Origin of the sequence: Cellulophaga sp. RHA19 (assembly GCF_002813425.1) — a bacterium.
Taxonomy (GTDB): domain Bacteria; phylum Bacteroidota; class Bacteroidia; order Flavobacteriales; family Flavobacteriaceae; genus Cellulophaga.
In genome coordinates this window covers 1,767,758-1,785,257 of the sequence record NZ_PHUL01000001.1, presented here as the reverse complement: position 1 = coordinate 1,785,257, position 17,500 = coordinate 1,767,758, and the positions used below count along the sequence as shown (strand labels likewise).

Annotated in this window: 17 protein-coding genes; 12 read left to right on the top strand and 5 right to left on the bottom strand. The window is 32.1% G+C overall.

What is annotated here, in order from left to right; all coding sequences use genetic code 11:
• Positions 1–26: 26 nt before the first annotated feature.
• Entirely contained in the window at positions 27–1,772 is a 1,746-nt protein-coding gene (locus AX016_RS07900) for a M14 family metallopeptidase (protein ID WP_100895092.1), read from the top strand.
• 2 nt (positions 1,773–1,774) lie between these two features.
• Here the strand turns inward: AX016_RS07900 and AX016_RS07895 are convergent, their stop codons facing one another.
• Entirely contained in the window at positions 1,775–2,362 is a 588-nt protein-coding gene (locus tag AX016_RS07895) for an NUDIX hydrolase (protein ID WP_100896827.1), read from the bottom strand.
• Positions 2,363–2,369: 7 nt separating this feature from the next.
• On the opposite strand from AX016_RS07895, the gene pyrE reads away from it, so the two are divergent.
• A complete protein-coding gene (gene pyrE / locus AX016_RS07890; RefSeq protein WP_013620152.1) occupies positions 2,370–3,011 on the top strand; it encodes an orotate phosphoribosyltransferase in 642 nt (213 codons plus the stop codon).
• 4 nt (positions 3,012–3,015) lie between these two features.
• Positions 3,016–3,408, top strand: coding sequence for an orotate phosphoribosyltransferase (locus AX016_RS07885; RefSeq protein ID WP_100895091.1), 393 nt, complete (start codon positions 3,016–3,018; stop codon positions 3,406–3,408).
• On the opposite strand, the gene AX016_RS07880 is transcribed toward AX016_RS07885, so the two are convergent.
• Positions 3,405–4,136, bottom strand: a complete 732-nt coding sequence (locus AX016_RS07880) for a biotin--[acetyl-CoA-carboxylase] ligase (protein ID WP_100895090.1) — start codon at positions 4,134–4,136, stop codon at positions 3,405–3,407. The two genes, AX016_RS07885 and AX016_RS07880, sit on opposite strands and share 4 nt — an antisense overlap.
• Positions 4,137–4,229: 93 nt before the next feature.
• On the opposite strand from AX016_RS07880, the gene rsfS reads away from it, so the two are divergent.
• Genes rsfS through AX016_RS07850 form a run of 6 tightly spaced genes read left to right on the top strand, consistent with a single transcriptional unit; the run spans position 4,230 to position 8,959 of the window.
• On the top strand, positions 4,230–4,607 hold the full coding sequence (rsfS, locus tag AX016_RS07875; protein WP_100895089.1) for a ribosome silencing factor: 378 nt from the start codon (positions 4,230–4,232) through the stop codon (positions 4,605–4,607).
• A gap of 9 nt (positions 4,608–4,616) precedes the next feature.
• Positions 4,617–6,599, top strand: coding sequence for an ATP-dependent zinc metalloprotease FtsH (ftsH, locus tag AX016_RS07870; protein WP_100895088.1), 1,983 nt, complete (start codon positions 4,617–4,619; stop codon positions 6,597–6,599).
• A 31-nt stretch (positions 6,600–6,630) separates the two neighbouring features.
• A complete protein-coding gene (locus AX016_RS07865) occupies positions 6,631–7,239 on the top strand; it encodes an LUD domain-containing protein (protein WP_100895087.1) in 609 nt (202 codons plus the stop codon).
• 2 nt (positions 7,240–7,241) lie between these two features.
• A complete protein-coding gene (locus AX016_RS07860; RefSeq protein WP_100895086.1) occupies positions 7,242–8,045 on the top strand; it encodes a phosphatidate cytidylyltransferase in 804 nt (267 codons plus the stop codon).
• Positions 8,035–8,700 carry a phosphatidylserine decarboxylase family protein gene (locus AX016_RS07855; RefSeq protein ID WP_100895085.1) on the top strand — a complete coding sequence of 222 codons (666 nt, stop codon included), beginning with the start codon at positions 8,035–8,037 and terminating at the stop codon, positions 8,698–8,700. The genes AX016_RS07860 and AX016_RS07855 overlap by 11 nt, the downstream gene beginning before the upstream one ends.
• Positions 8,693–8,959, top strand: coding sequence for an acyl-CoA-binding protein (locus AX016_RS07850; protein WP_100895084.1), 267 nt, complete (start codon positions 8,693–8,695; stop codon positions 8,957–8,959). The genes AX016_RS07855 and AX016_RS07850 overlap by 8 nt, the downstream gene beginning before the upstream one ends.
• Here AX016_RS07850 and AX016_RS07845 read toward each other — a convergent pair whose 3' ends face one another.
• Positions 8,960–10,228, bottom strand: a complete 1,269-nt coding sequence (locus AX016_RS07845; RefSeq protein ID WP_100895083.1) for a sterol desaturase family protein — start codon at positions 10,226–10,228, stop codon at positions 8,960–8,962.
• Between the two features lie 117 nt (positions 10,229–10,345).
• The gene (locus AX016_RS07840; protein WP_100895082.1) at positions 10,346–12,979 is read right to left on the bottom strand and encodes a valine--tRNA ligase; all 2,634 of its coding nucleotides are present in this window, start codon (positions 12,977–12,979) and stop codon (positions 10,346–10,348) included.
• 194 nt (positions 12,980–13,173) lie between these two features.
• Between AX016_RS07840 and AX016_RS07835 the strand changes: the two genes are divergently transcribed.
• Positions 13,174–13,572, top strand: a complete 399-nt coding sequence (locus tag AX016_RS07835; RefSeq protein ID WP_013620163.1) for a DUF1573 domain-containing protein — start codon at positions 13,174–13,176, stop codon at positions 13,570–13,572.
• 48 nt (positions 13,573–13,620) lie between these two features.
• Here AX016_RS07835 and AX016_RS07830 read toward each other — a convergent pair whose 3' ends face one another.
• The gene (locus AX016_RS07830) at positions 13,621–14,949 is read right to left on the bottom strand and encodes an aspartyl protease family protein (protein ID WP_100895081.1); all 1,329 of its coding nucleotides are present in this window, start codon (positions 14,947–14,949) and stop codon (positions 13,621–13,623) included.
• A gap of 145 nt (positions 14,950–15,094) precedes the next feature.
• On the opposite strand from AX016_RS07830, the gene AX016_RS07825 reads away from it, so the two are divergent.
• Positions 15,095–16,285 (top strand): pyridoxal phosphate-dependent aminotransferase, encoded by a 1,191-nt coding sequence (locus tag AX016_RS07825; RefSeq protein ID WP_100895080.1) that lies wholly within the window; start codon positions 15,095–15,097, stop codon positions 16,283–16,285.
• On the top strand, positions 16,285–17,301 hold the full coding sequence (gene murB, locus AX016_RS07820; protein WP_100895079.1) for a UDP-N-acetylmuramate dehydrogenase: 1,017 nt from the start codon (positions 16,285–16,287) through the stop codon (positions 17,299–17,301). Before AX016_RS07825 ends, murB begins: the two co-directional genes overlap by 1 nt.
• Positions 17,302–17,500: the final 199 nt, after the last annotated feature.

The window sequence follows — 17,500 nt, the reverse complement described above, 5'->3', positions numbered from 1 at the left end:
ATTAAACCAAAAAATCAATTTTTAAAATGAAAAAAATTATAGGTCTTTTTAGCTTGCTATGCATTATTGCTTGTAGCGATAAACCAGAAGACAAGGAGAAAGATTTTCAGACTTTTTTTGAAACTAGCAACGGATTAGAAACACCTACTTATACAGAGGTTATAGATTTTTATTTAGAACTTGCTCGTGAGTTTCCACAAATAAACGTGCTTACTATTGGCGAAACAGATAGCGGCCTTCCTCTGCATTTAGTAACTTATAATCCTGACGGAGAATTTAATTTTAATAAGTTGGAGGATAAAACAGTTATATTAATTAATAATGGTATTCACCCTGGTGAAAGTGATGGTATAGATGCTACAATGCTCCTTTTTAGAGATTTAGTAGTAAATAAAATTAGTGCTCCTAGAAAAACAGTATTAACCACCATTCCTATTTATAACATTGGAGGCGCACTAAATCGAAACTCTACATCTAGAACCAACCAAAACGGACCTAAAGAGTACGGGTTTAGAGGTAATGCGCAAAATTATGACCTAAACAGAGATTTTATAAAAAACGATACCAAGAATGCAAAAACTTTTGCAGAGATTTTTCATTTAACAAAACCAGATATTTTTATTGACAACCACGTTAGTAATGGTGCCGATTACCAATATACATTAACACATTTATTTACACAACATAACAAATTAGGTGGCGATCTGGGTAATTATCTTCATACAGAGATGATGCCAAATTTAGAAACTTCACTAGAAGAAATTAATTGGCCTATAACGCCATATGTAAACGTTTTTAATAGTGTTCCTGAAAAAGGTTTTTCTCAATTTATGGACCATCCTAGATATTCAACCGGTTATACTACGCTTTGGAACACCCTAGGGTTAATGGTAGAAACCCATATGCTTAAACCTTATAAAAAGCGAGTTATGGGTACGTATTATCTAATGCAAAAAATGATAGACATATCTGAAAAAGATCATAAAAAAATAAAAGAATTAAGATCAAATGCTTTTTTAGCAGACCAAGAAAAAACAACTTACCCTATACAATACACAATAGACACCACTAAAACATCTACTCTAAACTTTAAAGGGTATGAGGCAGATTTTATAGAGAGTGAAGTTACTGGACTTACAAGACTAAAGTACGACAGGTCTAGACCGTTTACAAAAGAGGTAGAATATAAAAATTACATAAAACCTACCAAGTTTGTTACCATACCAGAAGCATATATTATTCCTAAAGGTTGGAAAAAAGTGATTCCGTTTTTAGAGGTTAACAAAATAAACTACACCCAACTAGAAAAAGACACCATTATAAACGTTGCATCTTACAGGATTAAAGATTACCAAACACGTAAATCTGCTTATGAAGGTCACTACCCACATAACAACACAACTATTACTAGTAGTATGCAAAATGTACAATTTTTAAAGGGCGATTATTATGTACCTACAAACCAACCAGGTTTACGTTACATACTAGAAACATTAGAACCAGAAGCAGTTGACTCATTTTTTAATTGGAATTTTTTTGATACTATTTTACAGCAAAAAGAAGGCTTTTCTCCCTATGTTTTTGAAGACGTAGCTGCTAAATTGTTAAAAAACAATCCGGCTCTTAAAGCAGAGTTTGATAAAATAAAAACTGAAGATGAAGGTTTTGCAAACAATTGGTATGCACAATTAGACTGGTTGCACAAAAAATCTGCTCATTATGAAAAAGCGCATTTGCAATACCCTATTTATAAATTATTGAAGAGTAATTAAAATTACTCTTCAAACAGTATTTTAATATTAGCATAAGAATTTTCTAAGGCCTTGGCAATTTTGCTTGGGCCTTTCCATTTTACCTTCTCTATACCTTCTTCAAGCTGGCCAGTAAGCTCTCCTTTATATGAGGTTTTCATTGCAAACCAATGCACCTCTTTTAACTTGTACTTCCCATTTCGCTTAAAAATATGGTAGGTAATCTTCAACAAGTTTTCAATTTTTAAACCTTGTACACCTGTTTCTTCTTCAACCTCTCTAATAGCACATTGCTCTATAGTTTCGCCTTTATCTAGCTTACCTTTAGGCAAGTCCCACTTGTCATTTCTATAAATAAAAAGCACTTTACCCTCTTTATTTGTTACAACGCCACCACCAGCAACCACTATTGGTATTTTTTTAGAGAATTTTTTTAAAATCTCCTCTTTATTAGGGTGGTAGATGTATGCCTTTGGCAATTTATTCTTAGACAAGGCCTTAATTGCCTCGTTAATTGCTTCTTCATTTAACAAAAAATATTTATTATCTGCTATATCTGACAGTTTATTTGTCAAAATCAAGGGCAATTCATTCACAAAAACTTTATACATTTGCGCTATGGTTTTAAATAAAGACACTGCAAAAAAAACAGCCGAACTTCTATTGCAAATTAATGCAATTAAGTTGAAACCAGAAAATCCTTTTACGTGGGCTTCTGGATGGCAATCTCCAATTTATTGTGATAATAGAATTATTCTATCTTATCCTATAATTCGTAACTACATACGAGAAGAAATGGCTAAGCAAGTAGAAGAACTGTACGGCAAACCAGATGTTATTGCTGGTGTAGCTACTGGTGCTATTGGTATTGGTATGCTTGTTGCTGAGTACTTAGGACTTCCGTTTGTATATGTTAGACCAGAACCAAAGTCTCATGGAAGACAAAACCAAATAGAAGGTCAATTATCTCCTAACCAAAACGTTGTGGTTATTGAAGATTTAATTAGCACTGGAAAAAGTAGTTTAAATGCTGTTAAGGCTTTAAAAGAGGCCGGAGCAAATGTTAAAGGTATGGTAGCTATTTTTACCTACGGATTTAATGTTGCAGACGAAAACTTTAAAACTGAGGATATAGAATTACACACACTTAGTGACTACCCTAATTTAATACAACAGGCGTCTGACACTAATTACATTAAAGAAGAACAATTAAACACATTACTGCAGTGGAAAAGTAACCCAGCAGTTTGGAAACCATAATATTATGCACATAGAAGCTCCAAAAAAAACAGTAAATAAAAGCGACAAAGAAGTTTTTGATTTTTTAATTGATATTAAAAACTTTGAACAGTTAATGCCAGAAAACATTAGTAAATTTGAGGTATTAAGTGAAGATAAATTTCTTTTTGCTCTTAAAGGAATGCCAGAAATAGTTTTAAAACTAAAAGAGCAACATCCTAATAATAAAATAATATTAGGAGCCGCTAGTGACAAACTTCCGTTTACTTTAACTGCAGATATTAATAGCATTGCAGCAGCAGAAACAGAAGTTACTCTTAGTTTTGAAGGCGAATTTAATGCAATGATGGCTATGATGATAAAAGGGCCTATTACTAAATTTATAGATACCTTATCAGACAACCTAAGTGTTATTTAATAAAGTAATTGTATTTCTTTTAAGTTATACTCTTTAAAAATATTATCCTCTAGTAGAACTATTAATCTTCCGCTAGAGGATACTCCTTTTATAAAGCCCATAAACAACTCTCCCTCTTTACTTTTAAAAGTTGATGGTTTATCTACCCTAAACATTATTTCCTGATATAAAGCACGTAATGCGTCTGGACTATTTAAATAATCTGCAGTTAGATACTTTTTCAACTTAGTTAGTATCCCACTTAATACTTCATCTAAATTAAAAGTCTCTCCTCTAAGTAACTTTAAAGAAGATACATTGGGCAAATTGTTAAATTCTAGCTGATTTACATTTAACCCAATTCCTATAATAGATGACTGTATTTTACTGCCAGTCAGTATATTTTCAATTAAAATTCCACATATTTTAGAATTAGCTGACAGAATGTCGTTAGGCCACTTAACAGCTAAATTTGGTATATTTAATTCTTTTAAGGCTTCAAAAACAGCTAAAGAAACACACATATTTAACAAAAATTGATCTGCAACCTCTAAACCTTCACTTTTTTTTAAAACACTAAATGTTAAGTTTTTACCGGGTTCAGCAAGCCATTGTGTTCCCATTTGCCCACGACCTTGTATTTGTTTTTCTGCCGCAACCACAGTAAAATCGTCTAATGAGGTAGATACAATTAACTCTTTTAAATACTCATTTGTAGAGTTGGTGGCATTAAGTTTGATTATCTGCATATGTAGATTATAATAATATTCTGCAATCTTATGTTAAAAACAATAGTTAAAAAAACAAAAAAACAATAACTTTGTATAATCTAAAATTTTTGAATGCAAAAAAATACACCTAGTGCAGACGAACTTATTGCTTTAATTTTACAAGGAATTGAAGAAGTAAAAGGGCACGATATAAATTTACTAGACCTTAGAGAAATAGAAAATACTGTTTGTGACTATTTTATAGTTTGCAACGGTACCTCTAATACGCACGTTAATGCAATAGTAGGCTCAATCCAAAAAACCGTTAGTAAAGCCATACATGATAAACCTTGGCACGTAGAAGGCACAGATAATTCTGAATGGGTTTTACTAGACTACGTTAATGTTGTAGTACACGTTTTCCAGAAACAAATAAGAGATTTCTATGACATAGAAGGCCTTTGGGGAGACGCAAAAGTTACCGCAATAGAAAGTAGTTATAACCAGTAAATAATAAGAATGGCAAAAGATAATAGCACAAAACCTACTAAACCTAAATTTAACTCATGGTGGATTTATGGTATTTTAGTAGTTATAATTATAGGATTTCAATTTTTAAGTAGTGATGGTTTATCATCAACTAGTAAAAAAACAACATCAGATTTATTAGAATATATAAAAAACGGTGATGTTAAAAAGGTAATGATTATATCTAATGCAGGTTATGCAAAGGTATACTTAACAGAGGAAGCTTTAAAAAAGGACTCTCACAAGCCTGTTTCTAAACCTAGTTTCTCCTTAAATCCAACAGAGTCTCCTAGCTATGTTGTAAACTATGCTTCTTTAGAAATTTTTGAAAAAGAAGTAAAAGATGCAAAAGCATTAAATAATGTTGATACAATTATAGACAGCGAAAAAGAATCTAACACGTTTGAAAACTTGTTATTTACTTTACTACCATTTGTACTAATCATAGGTATTTGGATATTTATGATGCGTAGAATGTCTGGTGGTAGCGGCGGCGGTGCTGGTGGTCAAATATTTAATATTGGTAAATCTAAAGCAAAGCTGTTTGATGAAAAAACAGACACACGTACATCTTTTAAAGATGTTGCTGGTTTAGAAGGTGCTAAAGAAGAAGTTGAAGAAATTGTTGAGTTCTTAAAAAACCCAGAAAAATATACATCTTTAGGTGGTAAAATACCAAAAGGAGCTTTATTAGTAGGCCCTCCTGGTACAGGTAAAACATTATTAGCTAAAGCCGTTGCTGGTGAAGCTAAAGTACCTTTCTTCTCTTTATCTGGTTCAGATTTTGTAGAGATGTTTGTTGGTGTAGGGGCATCTAGAGTACGTGATTTATTTAAACAAGCAAAAGACAAGTCTCCTGCAATTATTTTTATTGATGAGATTGATGCTATTGGTAGAGCCCGTGGAAAAAACAATGTTACAGGTTCTAATGATGAAAGAGAAAACACATTAAACCAATTACTAACAGAAATGGATGGTTTTGGCACCAACACAAATGTTATTGTATTGGCAGCAACAAACCGTGCAGACGTTTTAGATAAAGCATTAATGAGAGCTGGTCGTTTTGACAGACAAATTTATGTAGACTTACCAGACATTAGAGAACGTAAAGAAATTTTTGAAGTACACGTTAAGCCAATTAAAACGGCAGAAACGCTAGATTTAGATTTCCTAGCTAAGCAAACTCCAGGTTTTTCTGGTGCAGATATAGCTAACGTTTGTAATGAAGCTGCATTAATTGCTGCTCGTAAAGAGAAAAAAGCTGTTAATAAACAAGATTTCTTAGACGCTGTTGACCGTATAGTTGGTGGTTTAGAAAAGAAAAACAAAATAATTACTCCAGGAGAAAAGAAAACTATTGCTTATCATGAAGCAGGCCACGCAACTGTAAGTTGGATGCTAGAGCATGCTGCGCCATTAGTAAAAGTTACTATTGTACCTAGAGGACAGTCATTAGGAGCTGCTTGGTATTTACCAGAAGAGCGCTTAATTGTTCGTTCTGAGCAAATGTTAGACGAAATGTGTGCTACTCTTGGTGGACGTGCTGCAGAAAAAGTTATTTTTGACAAAATATCTACTGGTGCTTTGAGTGATTTAGAAAAAGTAACCAAGCAAGCAAGAGGTATGGTTACTGTTTATGGTTTAAATGACAAAATAGGTAACTTAACGTATTACGATTCTTCAGGTAATGACTCTTATGGTTTCTCTAAGCCATACAGTGAGGAAACTGCTCGTATTATTGATGAAGAAATTTCTAAATTAATAGAAGAGCAATACGTAAGAGCTATAGAGCTTTTAGACAAAAACAAAGACAAGCTTACAGAGCTAGCAGAACGCTTATTAGAGAAAGAAGTTATCTTTAAAGATGATTTAGAAAAGATTTTTGGAAAGAGACCTTTTGCTAAAGATGTTAGAGAAAATGCAGAGGAAGAAGCAAAAAAAGACGCTACTACTAAGTCTTCGGAGGAAGAATAGTACGTATATAGTATAAATTTTAAGAATTTTAATGAGCATATTTGGTAAACTTTTTGGAACCAGTAAAAAAAAGAGTTCGGATGTACCCGCAGAGAACCGTGGTGTTCATATGCCAGAACTGGATTTACCTATAGACGAAAAGTTTACCATATATTTTAAAAAAAATGGCGGTAAATTTATTTACTGCGATTCTAATGACGAAATTTCATCTGCATTAAAAAATATAATGGAAGAGAACGACTGGCAAAACAGTTCTTTCTTTTCTTTAGATGACAGATTAGAAAAAAAATTTACTAACGAGCATATTACATTTTCTAAATCTGCTCAAAAAAGTACGGTATTCTTTACAACCTGCGAGCATTTAATAGCTCAAAACGGATCTATCTTAATTTCTTCTAACCAATTAAAAGAAAGAAAGATGAATGAGCTACCAGATAATTTTATTGTTTACGCAACTACAAGTCAGCTTACCGCTAGCTTAGGAGATGGCTTAAAAAGCATAAAAAAGAAATACCAAGGCAGAATCCCTGCAAACATCACCACCATAAAACATTTTCAGTCTAATATAAAAGAAGAAGATTTTTTATCTTACGGAAGTACAGCTAAAAACTTATATCTTATCTTGATGGAAGATTTATAAGTATGAAAGAAATTTATAAAAGAGCAATAACAGGTATTATTTACGTATTACTTTTATTATCGGCTGTATTTTTAAACTCAGATGCATTCGATTTTTTATTTATGGCATTTGGTTTAGCTTGTTTATTTGAGTATAAACGTATAGTAAAATTAAAAGGTTACTATGTATTTGTTGCCTATTTAGCACTTTGGTGGACTTTTATTTATTTTATACAAGATGAATGGGTTATTAATTTACTACTTATTGCAACTTTAATAACAGACGTTCTACTACTATACTTTTTACTCTCTAAAAAAGAAAAAACTTTTTCTCCAATTGAGAAATTCCTAACCGGACTATTATTTTTAGGAGGTGGATGTATTTTTTTAACTATGATACCTTATAGAGGTGGTGGTTTTGAAAAAATATTAATTATGGGAATTTTTATTTTAATCTGGGTAAATGACAGTTTTGCTTACCTAGTTGGCCGTAAATTAGGACGTAACAAACTTTTTCCTTCGGTTTCTCCTAAAAAAACTATTGAAGGCGCAGCAGGCGGATTAGTATTTGCCTTAATTGCTGCGTATATTATTTCTATCTTTGAAACTAATTTAAGTATTATACAATGGCTTATATTAGCAACCGTAATAGTTGTAACAGGTAATTTAGGCGATTTAATAGAATCTAAATTTAAAAGAAAAGCTAAAGTAAAAGATAGCGGAGCAATATTACCAGGACACGGAGGAATTTGGGATCGTTTAGACAGTTTAGTCTTTGCTGCACCATTTGCATTTTTAACATTAATTATATTTTCACATGTTTCATAAAGAGGGACAAAAAATTATTATCATTACCTTTATTTTAGTAGCTGCAGCAGTTATATCTGCTCAATATTTTGTTACATTAAACTGGCTAAGATTAGGTTTGCAAGTTGCTGCATTAGTTTTTTTAATATTGATATTACAATTCTTTAGAAACCCTAAAAGAAAAGTAGTTAAAACTTTTGATGACATTTTAGCCCCTGTAGATGGTAAAGTTGTTGTTATTGAAGAAGTAGAAGAACCTGAATATTTTAAAGGTAAACGCAAGCAAATTTCTATTTTTATGTCTCCAGTTAATGTACATGTTACAAGGTATGCAGCTTCTGGCTCTATAAAATACTCTAAATATCACCCTGGAAAATATTTAGTTGCTTGGCACCCAAAAGCAAGTACAGAGAATGAACGTACTACAGTTGTAATAAACACTCCTAAATTTGGAGATATTTTATACCGACAAATTGCTGGTGCATTGGCAAAAAGAATTGTAAACTACGCTAAAGTTGGCGATAGTGTACACCAAGGTGAAGATGCTGGTTTTATTAAATTTGGATCTAGAGTAGATGTTTACCTACCACTAGATACCGTAGTTACTGTTAAATTAAACCAAAAAGTTGTTGGAGCAAAAACTTGTATTGCTACCTTACCAAGCCAGGATGACTAATGAAGAGCTACATAAAGAATTTTTAGAGACTGTAGAGTACGTTAATAGCTATACAGAACCTTTGCCTGCAGATTTACTTTTAAAGCTGTATGCTTACTACCGTATAGCTCATAAAAACTTTGACAATCCAGGAAGTAGAACTCCACTTATTAATGCTTTTAAAGCAAATGCTTTAATACAAGCTAAAAACTTATCGCCTAAACAGGCAATGAAAAAATACATAAAATTAGTAGAGAAAGAAATTAGAATTAAAGAATAACTATACTACAACCTCTTTATTAAAAAATTCTTTTTCTAACAATGTAAAATATATTGTTGCCGCTATAGTTATTAAAAAATAGCTCAACATAACACTTGTTGCCCCCTTAAAATATACTTGCATTCCAAACCAACCATTTTGTATTATTAAATAGGCTACACCCAGCATACACCTAATTACCTCAATAGTTAATGCATATTTTTTTCTATCCATTAGGGTAGTATACCCATAAATACCAACAAAAATAAAACTTCCATAAAGCAAAGCTGCTGTAAAACCTATGCTTTCAAAATTATAAAACAAAAAAAGCATTAGTCCTAAAGTAGCAAACATTTGAAAAATAACATACCCCTTAAATAACTTAGAAGCTTCTGTTGCATAACGATCAAAAGTATAAACATCTTCTATAATATCAATAGGATACTTGTGTTTAACATCATTTGGTCTCCAACCTGTTGGCATAAACCAAATTTTAATTTTATCCCACACATTTTTTGTATGCCAAGCATCTTTAGCTAAACGCAAAAAATGCTGAAAATTTATATGTAAAGGGTTCCATGTCGCAGCAGGTTTTAAAACTCCGTATTGAGGCGGAACTTCATCTAACTCTTCTTGAAATGTACCAAAAAGACGATCCCAGAAACTAAAAATTTGACCTAAATTTTTATCTATATACTCTGAATTAATTGCATGGTGTACTCTGTGCTGAGAAGGCGTTACAATAACATACTCTAACCAACCCAACTTACCTATATGCCTTGTGTGATACCAAAACTGAGCAAACAAATGCAATGGCGCTAAAACAGCAATTACTTGCTCTGGGACACCCAAAATAGCTGCTGGAAGCAATAATAAAGGCACATAACCAACTAAATTAGAAATTGATTGACGTAATGCACAAGACAAGTTAAACTCTTCACTACTATGATGAATTACGTGTTGATTCCAAAAAATATTAATTTTATGACTCAGCCTATGATTCCAATAACCAGCAAAATCAATAAATAAAAAGCCAATGAGCCAAACACCCCAAGAGTTACCAATATTAAATAGTGCTAAGTGTTTAACTAAAAAAGGATAAGACACAATTAATAGTCCTATCCCTAGAGAATCTTTTATAATATTTGTAAACCCAGAACTTATACTAGAAACAGTATCCAATACTGTATACATTTGTTTTTTAACAAAATATCCGTAACCTATTTCTAGAGCCATTAAAAGCATAAAAAACGGAATAGCGTACAAAAGAGCAGTGGTATAGCTAATCATAAATGTCTGGTTTACTCAAATTTACTAAAAAAAACCAAACGATTTACATTACACTTTTAACAAAAAAAGCTACTCTAAAACAGAGTAGCTCTTTGCATATTTATCAAAATAACAAGCTTATTTTAAACCTTTTAAACTCTTTTCTAAAGTTTCTATTTTAGCTTCTGCGTCTGCTTGTTTCTTACGCTCTACATCTATAACCTTGTCTGGAGCATTATTTACAAAACGCTCATTACTTAATTTTTTTTGTACAGAAATTAAAAAGCCTTTAGTGTATTTTAACTCCTCTTCTATTTTTTTAATCTCTGCCTCTATATCTATAGCGCCAACCATTGGAATAAAATATTCGTTAGATTTTACTCTAAAAGAAAGTGCGCCATCTACAGCAGCATCTGCATAGTTAATTGAAGATACATTTGTTAATTTAGCAATAACAACATCCCATTCTTTAGATACATTTTCTGCATTTAACACAGAAAGCTCTAAAGCTTCTTTCATTGGTATATTTTTATTTTTCCTAATTGTTCTAACTCCAGAAACAACCTCAGCAGCAAAATCAAAATTAGCAATAATAGTCTCATCTACTTTTTGTTGTTTTGGCCATTGCGCAACAACTAAAGCTTGCTCTGGTGTACGATCTTCTATATGCTGCCAAACTTCCTCTGTTAAGAAAGGCATAAACGGATGCAACAACTTTAAATTTTGCTCAAAAACTGTAATTAGAGCATTGTAGGTTGTTTTATCTATTGGCTTTTGGTATGCAGGTTTTACAATTTCTAACAACCAAGAGCTATAATCGTCCCAAACTAGTTTATAAATTGCCATTAAAGCATCAGAAATACGATACTTACTAAAATGGTCTTCAATCTCTAACAACGTTTTATTAAACTTAGCGTTGTACCACTCTAATCCTATTTTAGACGCTTCTGGCTGTGGAATATCTGCTACTTCCCAACCTTTTATCAATCTAAAGCCATTCCAAATTTTATTAGCAAAGTTCTTTCCTTGCTGACAAAGAGACTCATCAAACATTAGATCATTACCTGCAGCAGCACTTAACAACAGCCCTACTCTAACGCCATCGGCACCATACTCTTCAATTAACTTTAAAGCATCTGGAGAATTACCTAGAGATTTAGACATTTTTCGTCTTTGTTTATCTCTAACCAGACCAGTTAAGTAAACATTTTCAAATGGTTTTTGATCTTTATACTCATACCCAGCAACTATCATACGGGCAACCCAAAAGAATAAAATATCTGGACCTGTAACTAAATCGTTTGTTGGATAATAATATTTAATTTCTTCATTTTCTGGCTCTAATATTCCATTAAAAACACTCATTGGCCATAGCCAAGAAGAAAACCAAGTATCTAGTGCATCTTCATCCTGACGAAGATCTTCAACTTTTAATGCTGCATTACCAGATTTTTCTTGGGCTAATTTTAACGCATCTTCTTTATTTTCTGCTACAACAAAATCATCTGCACCATCACCAAAATAATAAGCAGGTATTTGCTGTCCCCACCATAATTGACGAGAAATATTCCAATCGCGAATATTCTCCATCCAGTGACGATATGTGTTTTCAAACTTTTTAGGAAATAATTTAACCTCTGCATCATCACCAAGAACAGCTTCTATAGCTGGCTTAGCCAATTCTTCCATTTTTAAAAACCATTGGTCAGACAACCTTGGCTCTATAACAGCCTTTGTACGCTCTGATGTACCCACTTTGTTTAAATGCTGTTCAGTTTTTATTAAAAAGCCTTTTTCTTCTAACTCTTTAGAAATTTCTTTACGAACAACAAATCTATCTTTTCCCTCATAATGTAGACCAAAACTATTTAAAGTAGCATCTGCATTAAAAATATCTACTACCTCTAAGTTATGCTTATCTCCTAAATTTTTATCGTTTACATCATGTGCTGGCGTAACTTTTAAGCATCCAGTACCAAACTCAAGATCTACATACTCATCTTCTATAATAGGTATAACCCTATTTACAATTGGCACTATTGCTTTTTTGCCTTTTAAATGAGTAAAACGCTCGTCATTAGGATTTATACAAATTGCTGTATCTCCAAAAATAGTTTCTGGACGAGTAGTTGCAATTGTTAACGTGTCTTCAGATCCTTCAATTTTATAATTGATGTAATATAGATTTCCTTGTTTTTCTTCGTGAATTACCTCCTCATCAGACAATGTAGTTTGTGCCTCCGGATCCCAGTTTACCATACGGTAGCCCCGATATATTTTTCCTTTGTTATATAAATCAACAAAAACTTTAATTACAGATGCTGACATATGATCGTCCATAGTAAAAGAAGTACGGTCCCAGTCACAAGAACACCCTAATTTTTTAAGTTGATCTAAAATAACTCCTCCATACTCATCTGTCCAATCCCAAGCGTGTTTTAAAAACTCTTCTCTGCTTAGGTCTGCCTTATTAATTCCTTGTTCTTTTAATTTTGCTACAACCTTAGCTTCTGTTGCTATTGAGGCGTGATCTGTACCAGGAACCCAACAAGCATTTTTACCTTGCAAACGCGCTCTACGTATTAACACATCTTGTATAGTGTTGTTTAACATATGCCCCATATGTAAAACTCCTGTAACATTTGGCGGCGGTATTACAATGGTATATGGCTCTCTTTCATCTGGAGTAGAATGAAAATAATTATGTTTTAACCAATAGTCATACCACTGGTTTTCAGATTTTTGAGAATCGTATTTTGATGCAAGTTCCATTCTTTGGTATAGTTTTTGTATTACTCTATGTGTGAGTATTTAATTTTAACAATAAAGCCTGCAAATTTAAAGAAAAATTAAGGATTTTTACTGTGTTTAAATACGAAACAAAAATAAGTAACGTTATTACATAACAAAAGAATTTTTAAAGGTTAAATTGTAAATAGTATATTTGATCTTAATTAAAACCCAAAATGATGAAAAAGATAGTATTAGTATTATTTGTTGGCCTACTAGCATTTAACCTAAGTGCACAAGACAAAAAGGCTAAAATTGAATTTAAAACTGAAACTGTAGACTACGGAAAAGTTGAACGTGGTGGTAATGGTGTAAGAGTTTTTGAATTTACAAATACTGGAGATGCACCTTTAATTATCAGCAAAGTAAACTCTAGCTGTGGATGTACTATTCCTAAAAAACCAAAAGAGCCTATTATGCCTGGAAAAACTGGTGTAATTGAAGTTAAATATGACACTAAAAGACCTGCTGGTCCTATTAGAAAAGCAATCACTGTTATTTCTAATGCAGAAACGCCAACTAAGGTTTTAAAAATAAAAGGTGAACTTGTAGAAGCTAAATCTGTAGCACAATAATTACTACAAACCACAAAAAATAAAAAGCACCCTAAAAGGGTGCTTTTTTTATTTAAATAAGTTTTTAATACGTAAATTAAAGAGTAGCCTTTCTCCCCTACGCTCTATTAAAACTACTACTTTTTTACCTGGAATATCGTCTACCATATGCGTAAGCTCTTGCAACTTATACTTATGTGCTTCTTTTTTATTTACCTCTAAAATAACGTCGCCAACTTTTAAACCAGCATCTTTTGCAGGACTGCCCTCTCTAAGGTCAGACACAACTATTTGGGGCACTAAACTTATAACCACTTCATTATCATAACTAACAGTTACTTTAGACGCAGAACCATTTTTACTTACTCCTCCAAAACCTTTTTGCTGCTTTAGCTTACTTTGTTTAATATAACGCATCCCTCCGTGTTGTAAAGCCATACCACTAGTTCTAAACCAAAAAGGCTTTTTATAGTTAGAATTTTTTTTGAAAGAAACCTGTTTATTAGGATAATCAACAACCCAATTAAACCTTTTTAAAACCTCACCGCCTACACTACCATTACGTTCTCCTTTTTGAGCTAAATACCTTATAGAGGTACTATCTGGAAAAGCAGTTTTTGTATCTTTAATAACATAACTTCCCAATTTAAGATAATCAATCTTAGTTCTTTTCCCATAAATATCACCACTTAATCCTTTTCCTAAAAAGTCTTCAAAATACTTATGTTGCACAGCAATACCTTTTACTTTATTTTCAAAAAGCCAAACAGCATCACTACTACCCGTGTCTATTAACAATTTTACAGGTACAGTATTTTGTTTTAATAACGCAGCCGCTTGTATATAGGCTTTTTTACGCTCTAAACTTAGCGGTAAATATTCTATTTTTTTATTTTTAGATTGCTTGTAAGTATTAGGGTTGTAAACTTTAATAAAGGTATTTGTGTAATTAATCTCTACAATATGATTTTTAAAAAAATCATACCCTAAAATACCGTGTATAGGAACACCTAATTTTGGAGAAAAATTTAAATCTTTTTCCAAAACAATATACACTAATTGATTAGTGTTTTTAAACGAATTTAGCTCTAATAAGTTTCCTTTAGATTTTAGAGCTTTTATTGGCTCACCTCCACCAAGACCTTTAATAGTAATTTCTGATACGTTTTTAATATCTACTGAATCTTGATTAGAAAAATTAAAAAGTATAGGTTTACTTACACCAGTGTCTAATATAAAAGTAAATTGAGCACCATTAATCTTTGCTGGTAAAACAATGAGGTTGTTAATTAATTTAAACTTAATTTTTTCATACTTTTTACCTTCTGGTAACTCAAAATTTTGAGCTCCTGATAAAAAAGGAAAAAGCAGACAAAAAATAAAGATCCTGTGCATCATAATTACTGATTTTCAGCTCATACCCACTCAAAATACAAAAAAAAATGTTAAACCCCTTATTTTCAATCTTAAAATAGATGAAAAATAAGTATTTGGTTGTTGTTTTCTATGCTTGTATTTCTCATTTTTGCCTAAAATATTTTTTATGCCATCAATTTCAACAAAAGGGCTAGCAATGCCAGAATCACCAATTCGTAAATTGGTACCTTATGCAGAAGATGCAAAGAAAAGAGGAGTAAATGTTATTCATTTAAATATTGGTCAGCCAGATATTAAAACTCCACAAGTAGCTTTAGATGCAGTAAAAAATAACACACTAGATGTTATTGCATACAGCAGAACTGAAGGATCTGAAACATACAGAGAAAAAATAGCTGCTTATTATAAAAAACAAAATATAAATGTTACAGCACAAGAAATAATTGTAACAACCGGTGGATCTGAGGCTTTAGCTTTTGTAATGGGTAGTATTGCAGATGCAGATGATGAAATTATTATTCCAGAACCATTTTATGCAAATTACAACGGCTTTGCTACTGCAGCTGGTGTAAATGTGGTTCCTGTTGTATCTAAAATAGAAGATAATTTTGCACTACCTGCAATAGAGGAGTTTGAAAAATTAATTACTCCAAAAACAAAAGCAATATTAATTTGCAACCCAGGTAACCCTACAGGATACTTATATAGTAAAGAAGAAATTAAAAAATTAGCTGCAATTGTAAAAAAACACAATCTGTTTTTAATTGCAGATGAAGTATACAGAGAGTTTACCTACGACGGTAAGGAGCACTACTCTATTTTACAAGAAGAAGGCTTAGAAGAAAATGCTATAATTGTAGATTCTGTTTCTAAAAGGTATAGTATGTGCGGTGCACGTATTGGTTGCTTAGTATCTAAAAATAAAGAGCTTATAAAAACAGCTCTTAAATTTGCACAAGCAAGATTATCACCTCCTACATATGCACAAATTGCTAGTGAAGCTGCTTTAGACACACCTAATAGCTATTTTACAGATGTTATTGAAGAATATGTAGAACGTAGAAACATACTAATAACAGAATTAGAGCAAGTAAATGGTGTACGTGTTGCAAAACCACAAGGCGCATTTTATTGTATAGCAGAATTACCTGTTAAAGATGCTGATAAGTTTGCACAATGGCTACTAGAAGACTTTAATGTTGACAACGAAACTGTTATGGTTGCACCTGCTGCTGGTTTTTATGCTACTAAAGGTCTTGGAAAAAATCAAATTAGAATAGCATACGTTTTAGACAAAGAACGATTAAAAAGAGCTGTTAAAATTATTAAACAGGCTTTAGCTGTATACCAAGATTAATGATTATTAAAGAAAACATATCATTAAAGGAATACAACACTTTTGGTATTGATGCAAAAGCATCTTACTTCTGTACAGTAACATCTATAGCAGAACTACAAGAAGCAGTAGCATTAACCAATTACCCTAACAAGTTTATTATTAGTGGTGGTAGCAATATGCTTATCACCACTAATATAAATGCACTAGTAATACACATAGCAATTAAAGGTATAGAGGTTAGCAAGGAAGATAGCAACAATGTGTGGCTAAATGTTATGGCTGGTGAAAATTGGCATAATCTTGTACTTTGGTCTTTAGACCGTAATTATGGCGGACTAGAAAATATGTCTTTAATTCCGGGTAATACTGGCACTGCTCCAATACAAAACATTGGCGCTTATGGTGTAGAGTTAAAAGATAATTTTGTAAGCTGTGAAGCTCTACATATTAAAAGTGGAGAAATACATAGTTTTACTAAAGAAGAATGCAAATTTGGCTACAGAGATTCTTTTTTTAAAAACGATGGTAAAGGAAAATACATTATTACATCTGTAGTTTTAAAACTGACTAAAAAAGATCATAATTTAAAAATATCTTATGGTGCTATTGAAGCAGAATTATTAAAAAATAATATAAACCAACCTACTATTAAAGATGTTTCTAATGCAGTTATAGCTATTAGACAAAGTAAACTACCTAACCCGGCAGAACTTGGTAATAGCGGCAGCTTTTTTAAGAACCCAATAGTAGACAAATTAATTTTTGATAACTTTAGCCAAAATAATCCTGAAGCTCCATTTTACGCCTTGCCAGACAATACGTACAAAATACCAGCTGGCTGGCTCATAGAACAATGTGGATTTAAAGGAAAAAGATTTGGTGATGCTGGCGTTCATAAAAATCAAGCTTTGGTTTTAGTAAACTATGGCAACGCAACAGGAAATGACATTCTTGAGCTATCTAAAAAAATACAAAACACTGTACTAAAGAGATTTAACATTAGTATTGAAGCAGAAGTTAATATCATAAAATAACCCCTGAAACCATAAAGGAACAGGGGTTATACCAAACCAAACTAACCAAAAATAAGTGGCAGTAACCAGCTGCCTACTTAAGTTGTAAATATTTTAATTATCGCAATCATTTTTGTAATCTTGCGTTGAACTATATACGTTAACAAATGTATATTTGGATGACGCAGTGTAAAAAAAATTTACAGAAATAGCGTAACAC

Coding starts and splice junctions, on each gene's coding strand:
- AX016_RS07900 (WP_100895092.1), top strand. CDS start 27: ATGAAAAAAATTATAGGTCTTTTTAGCTTGCTATGCATTATTGCTTGT.
- AX016_RS07895 (WP_100896827.1), bottom strand. CDS start 2,362: ATGTATAAAGTTTTTGTGAATGAATTGCCCTTGATTTTGACAAATAAA.
- pyrE (WP_013620152.1), top strand. CDS start 2,370: ATGGTTTTAAATAAAGACACTGCAAAAAAAACAGCCGAACTTCTATTG.
- AX016_RS07885 (WP_100895091.1), top strand. CDS start 3,016: ATGCACATAGAAGCTCCAAAAAAAACAGTAAATAAAAGCGACAAAGAA.
- AX016_RS07880 (WP_100895090.1), bottom strand. CDS start 4,136: ATGCAGATAATCAAACTTAATGCCACCAACTCTACAAATGAGTATTTA.
- rsfS (WP_100895089.1), top strand. CDS start 4,230: ATGCAAAAAAATACACCTAGTGCAGACGAACTTATTGCTTTAATTTTA.
- ftsH (WP_100895088.1), top strand. CDS start 4,617: ATGGCAAAAGATAATAGCACAAAACCTACTAAACCTAAATTTAACTCA.
- AX016_RS07865 (WP_100895087.1), top strand. CDS start 6,631: ATGAGCATATTTGGTAAACTTTTTGGAACCAGTAAAAAAAAGAGTTCG.
- AX016_RS07860 (WP_100895086.1), top strand. CDS start 7,242: ATGAAAGAAATTTATAAAAGAGCAATAACAGGTATTATTTACGTATTA.
- AX016_RS07855 (WP_100895085.1), top strand. CDS start 8,035: ATGTTTCATAAAGAGGGACAAAAAATTATTATCATTACCTTTATTTTA.
- AX016_RS07850 (WP_100895084.1), top strand. CDS start 8,693: ATGACTAATGAAGAGCTACATAAAGAATTTTTAGAGACTGTAGAGTAC.
- AX016_RS07845 (WP_100895083.1), bottom strand. CDS start 10,228: ATGATTAGCTATACCACTGCTCTTTTGTACGCTATTCCGTTTTTTATG.
- AX016_RS07840 (WP_100895082.1), bottom strand. CDS start 12,979: ATGGAACTTGCATCAAAATACGATTCTCAAAAATCTGAAAACCAGTGG.
- AX016_RS07835 (WP_013620163.1), top strand. CDS start 13,174: ATGATGAAAAAGATAGTATTAGTATTATTTGTTGGCCTACTAGCATTT.
- AX016_RS07830 (WP_100895081.1), bottom strand. CDS start 14,949: ATGATGCACAGGATCTTTATTTTTTGTCTGCTTTTTCCTTTTTTATCA.
- AX016_RS07825 (WP_100895080.1), top strand. CDS start 15,095: ATGCCATCAATTTCAACAAAAGGGCTAGCAATGCCAGAATCACCAATT.
- murB (WP_100895079.1), top strand. CDS start 16,285: ATGATTATTAAAGAAAACATATCATTAAAGGAATACAACACTTTTGGT.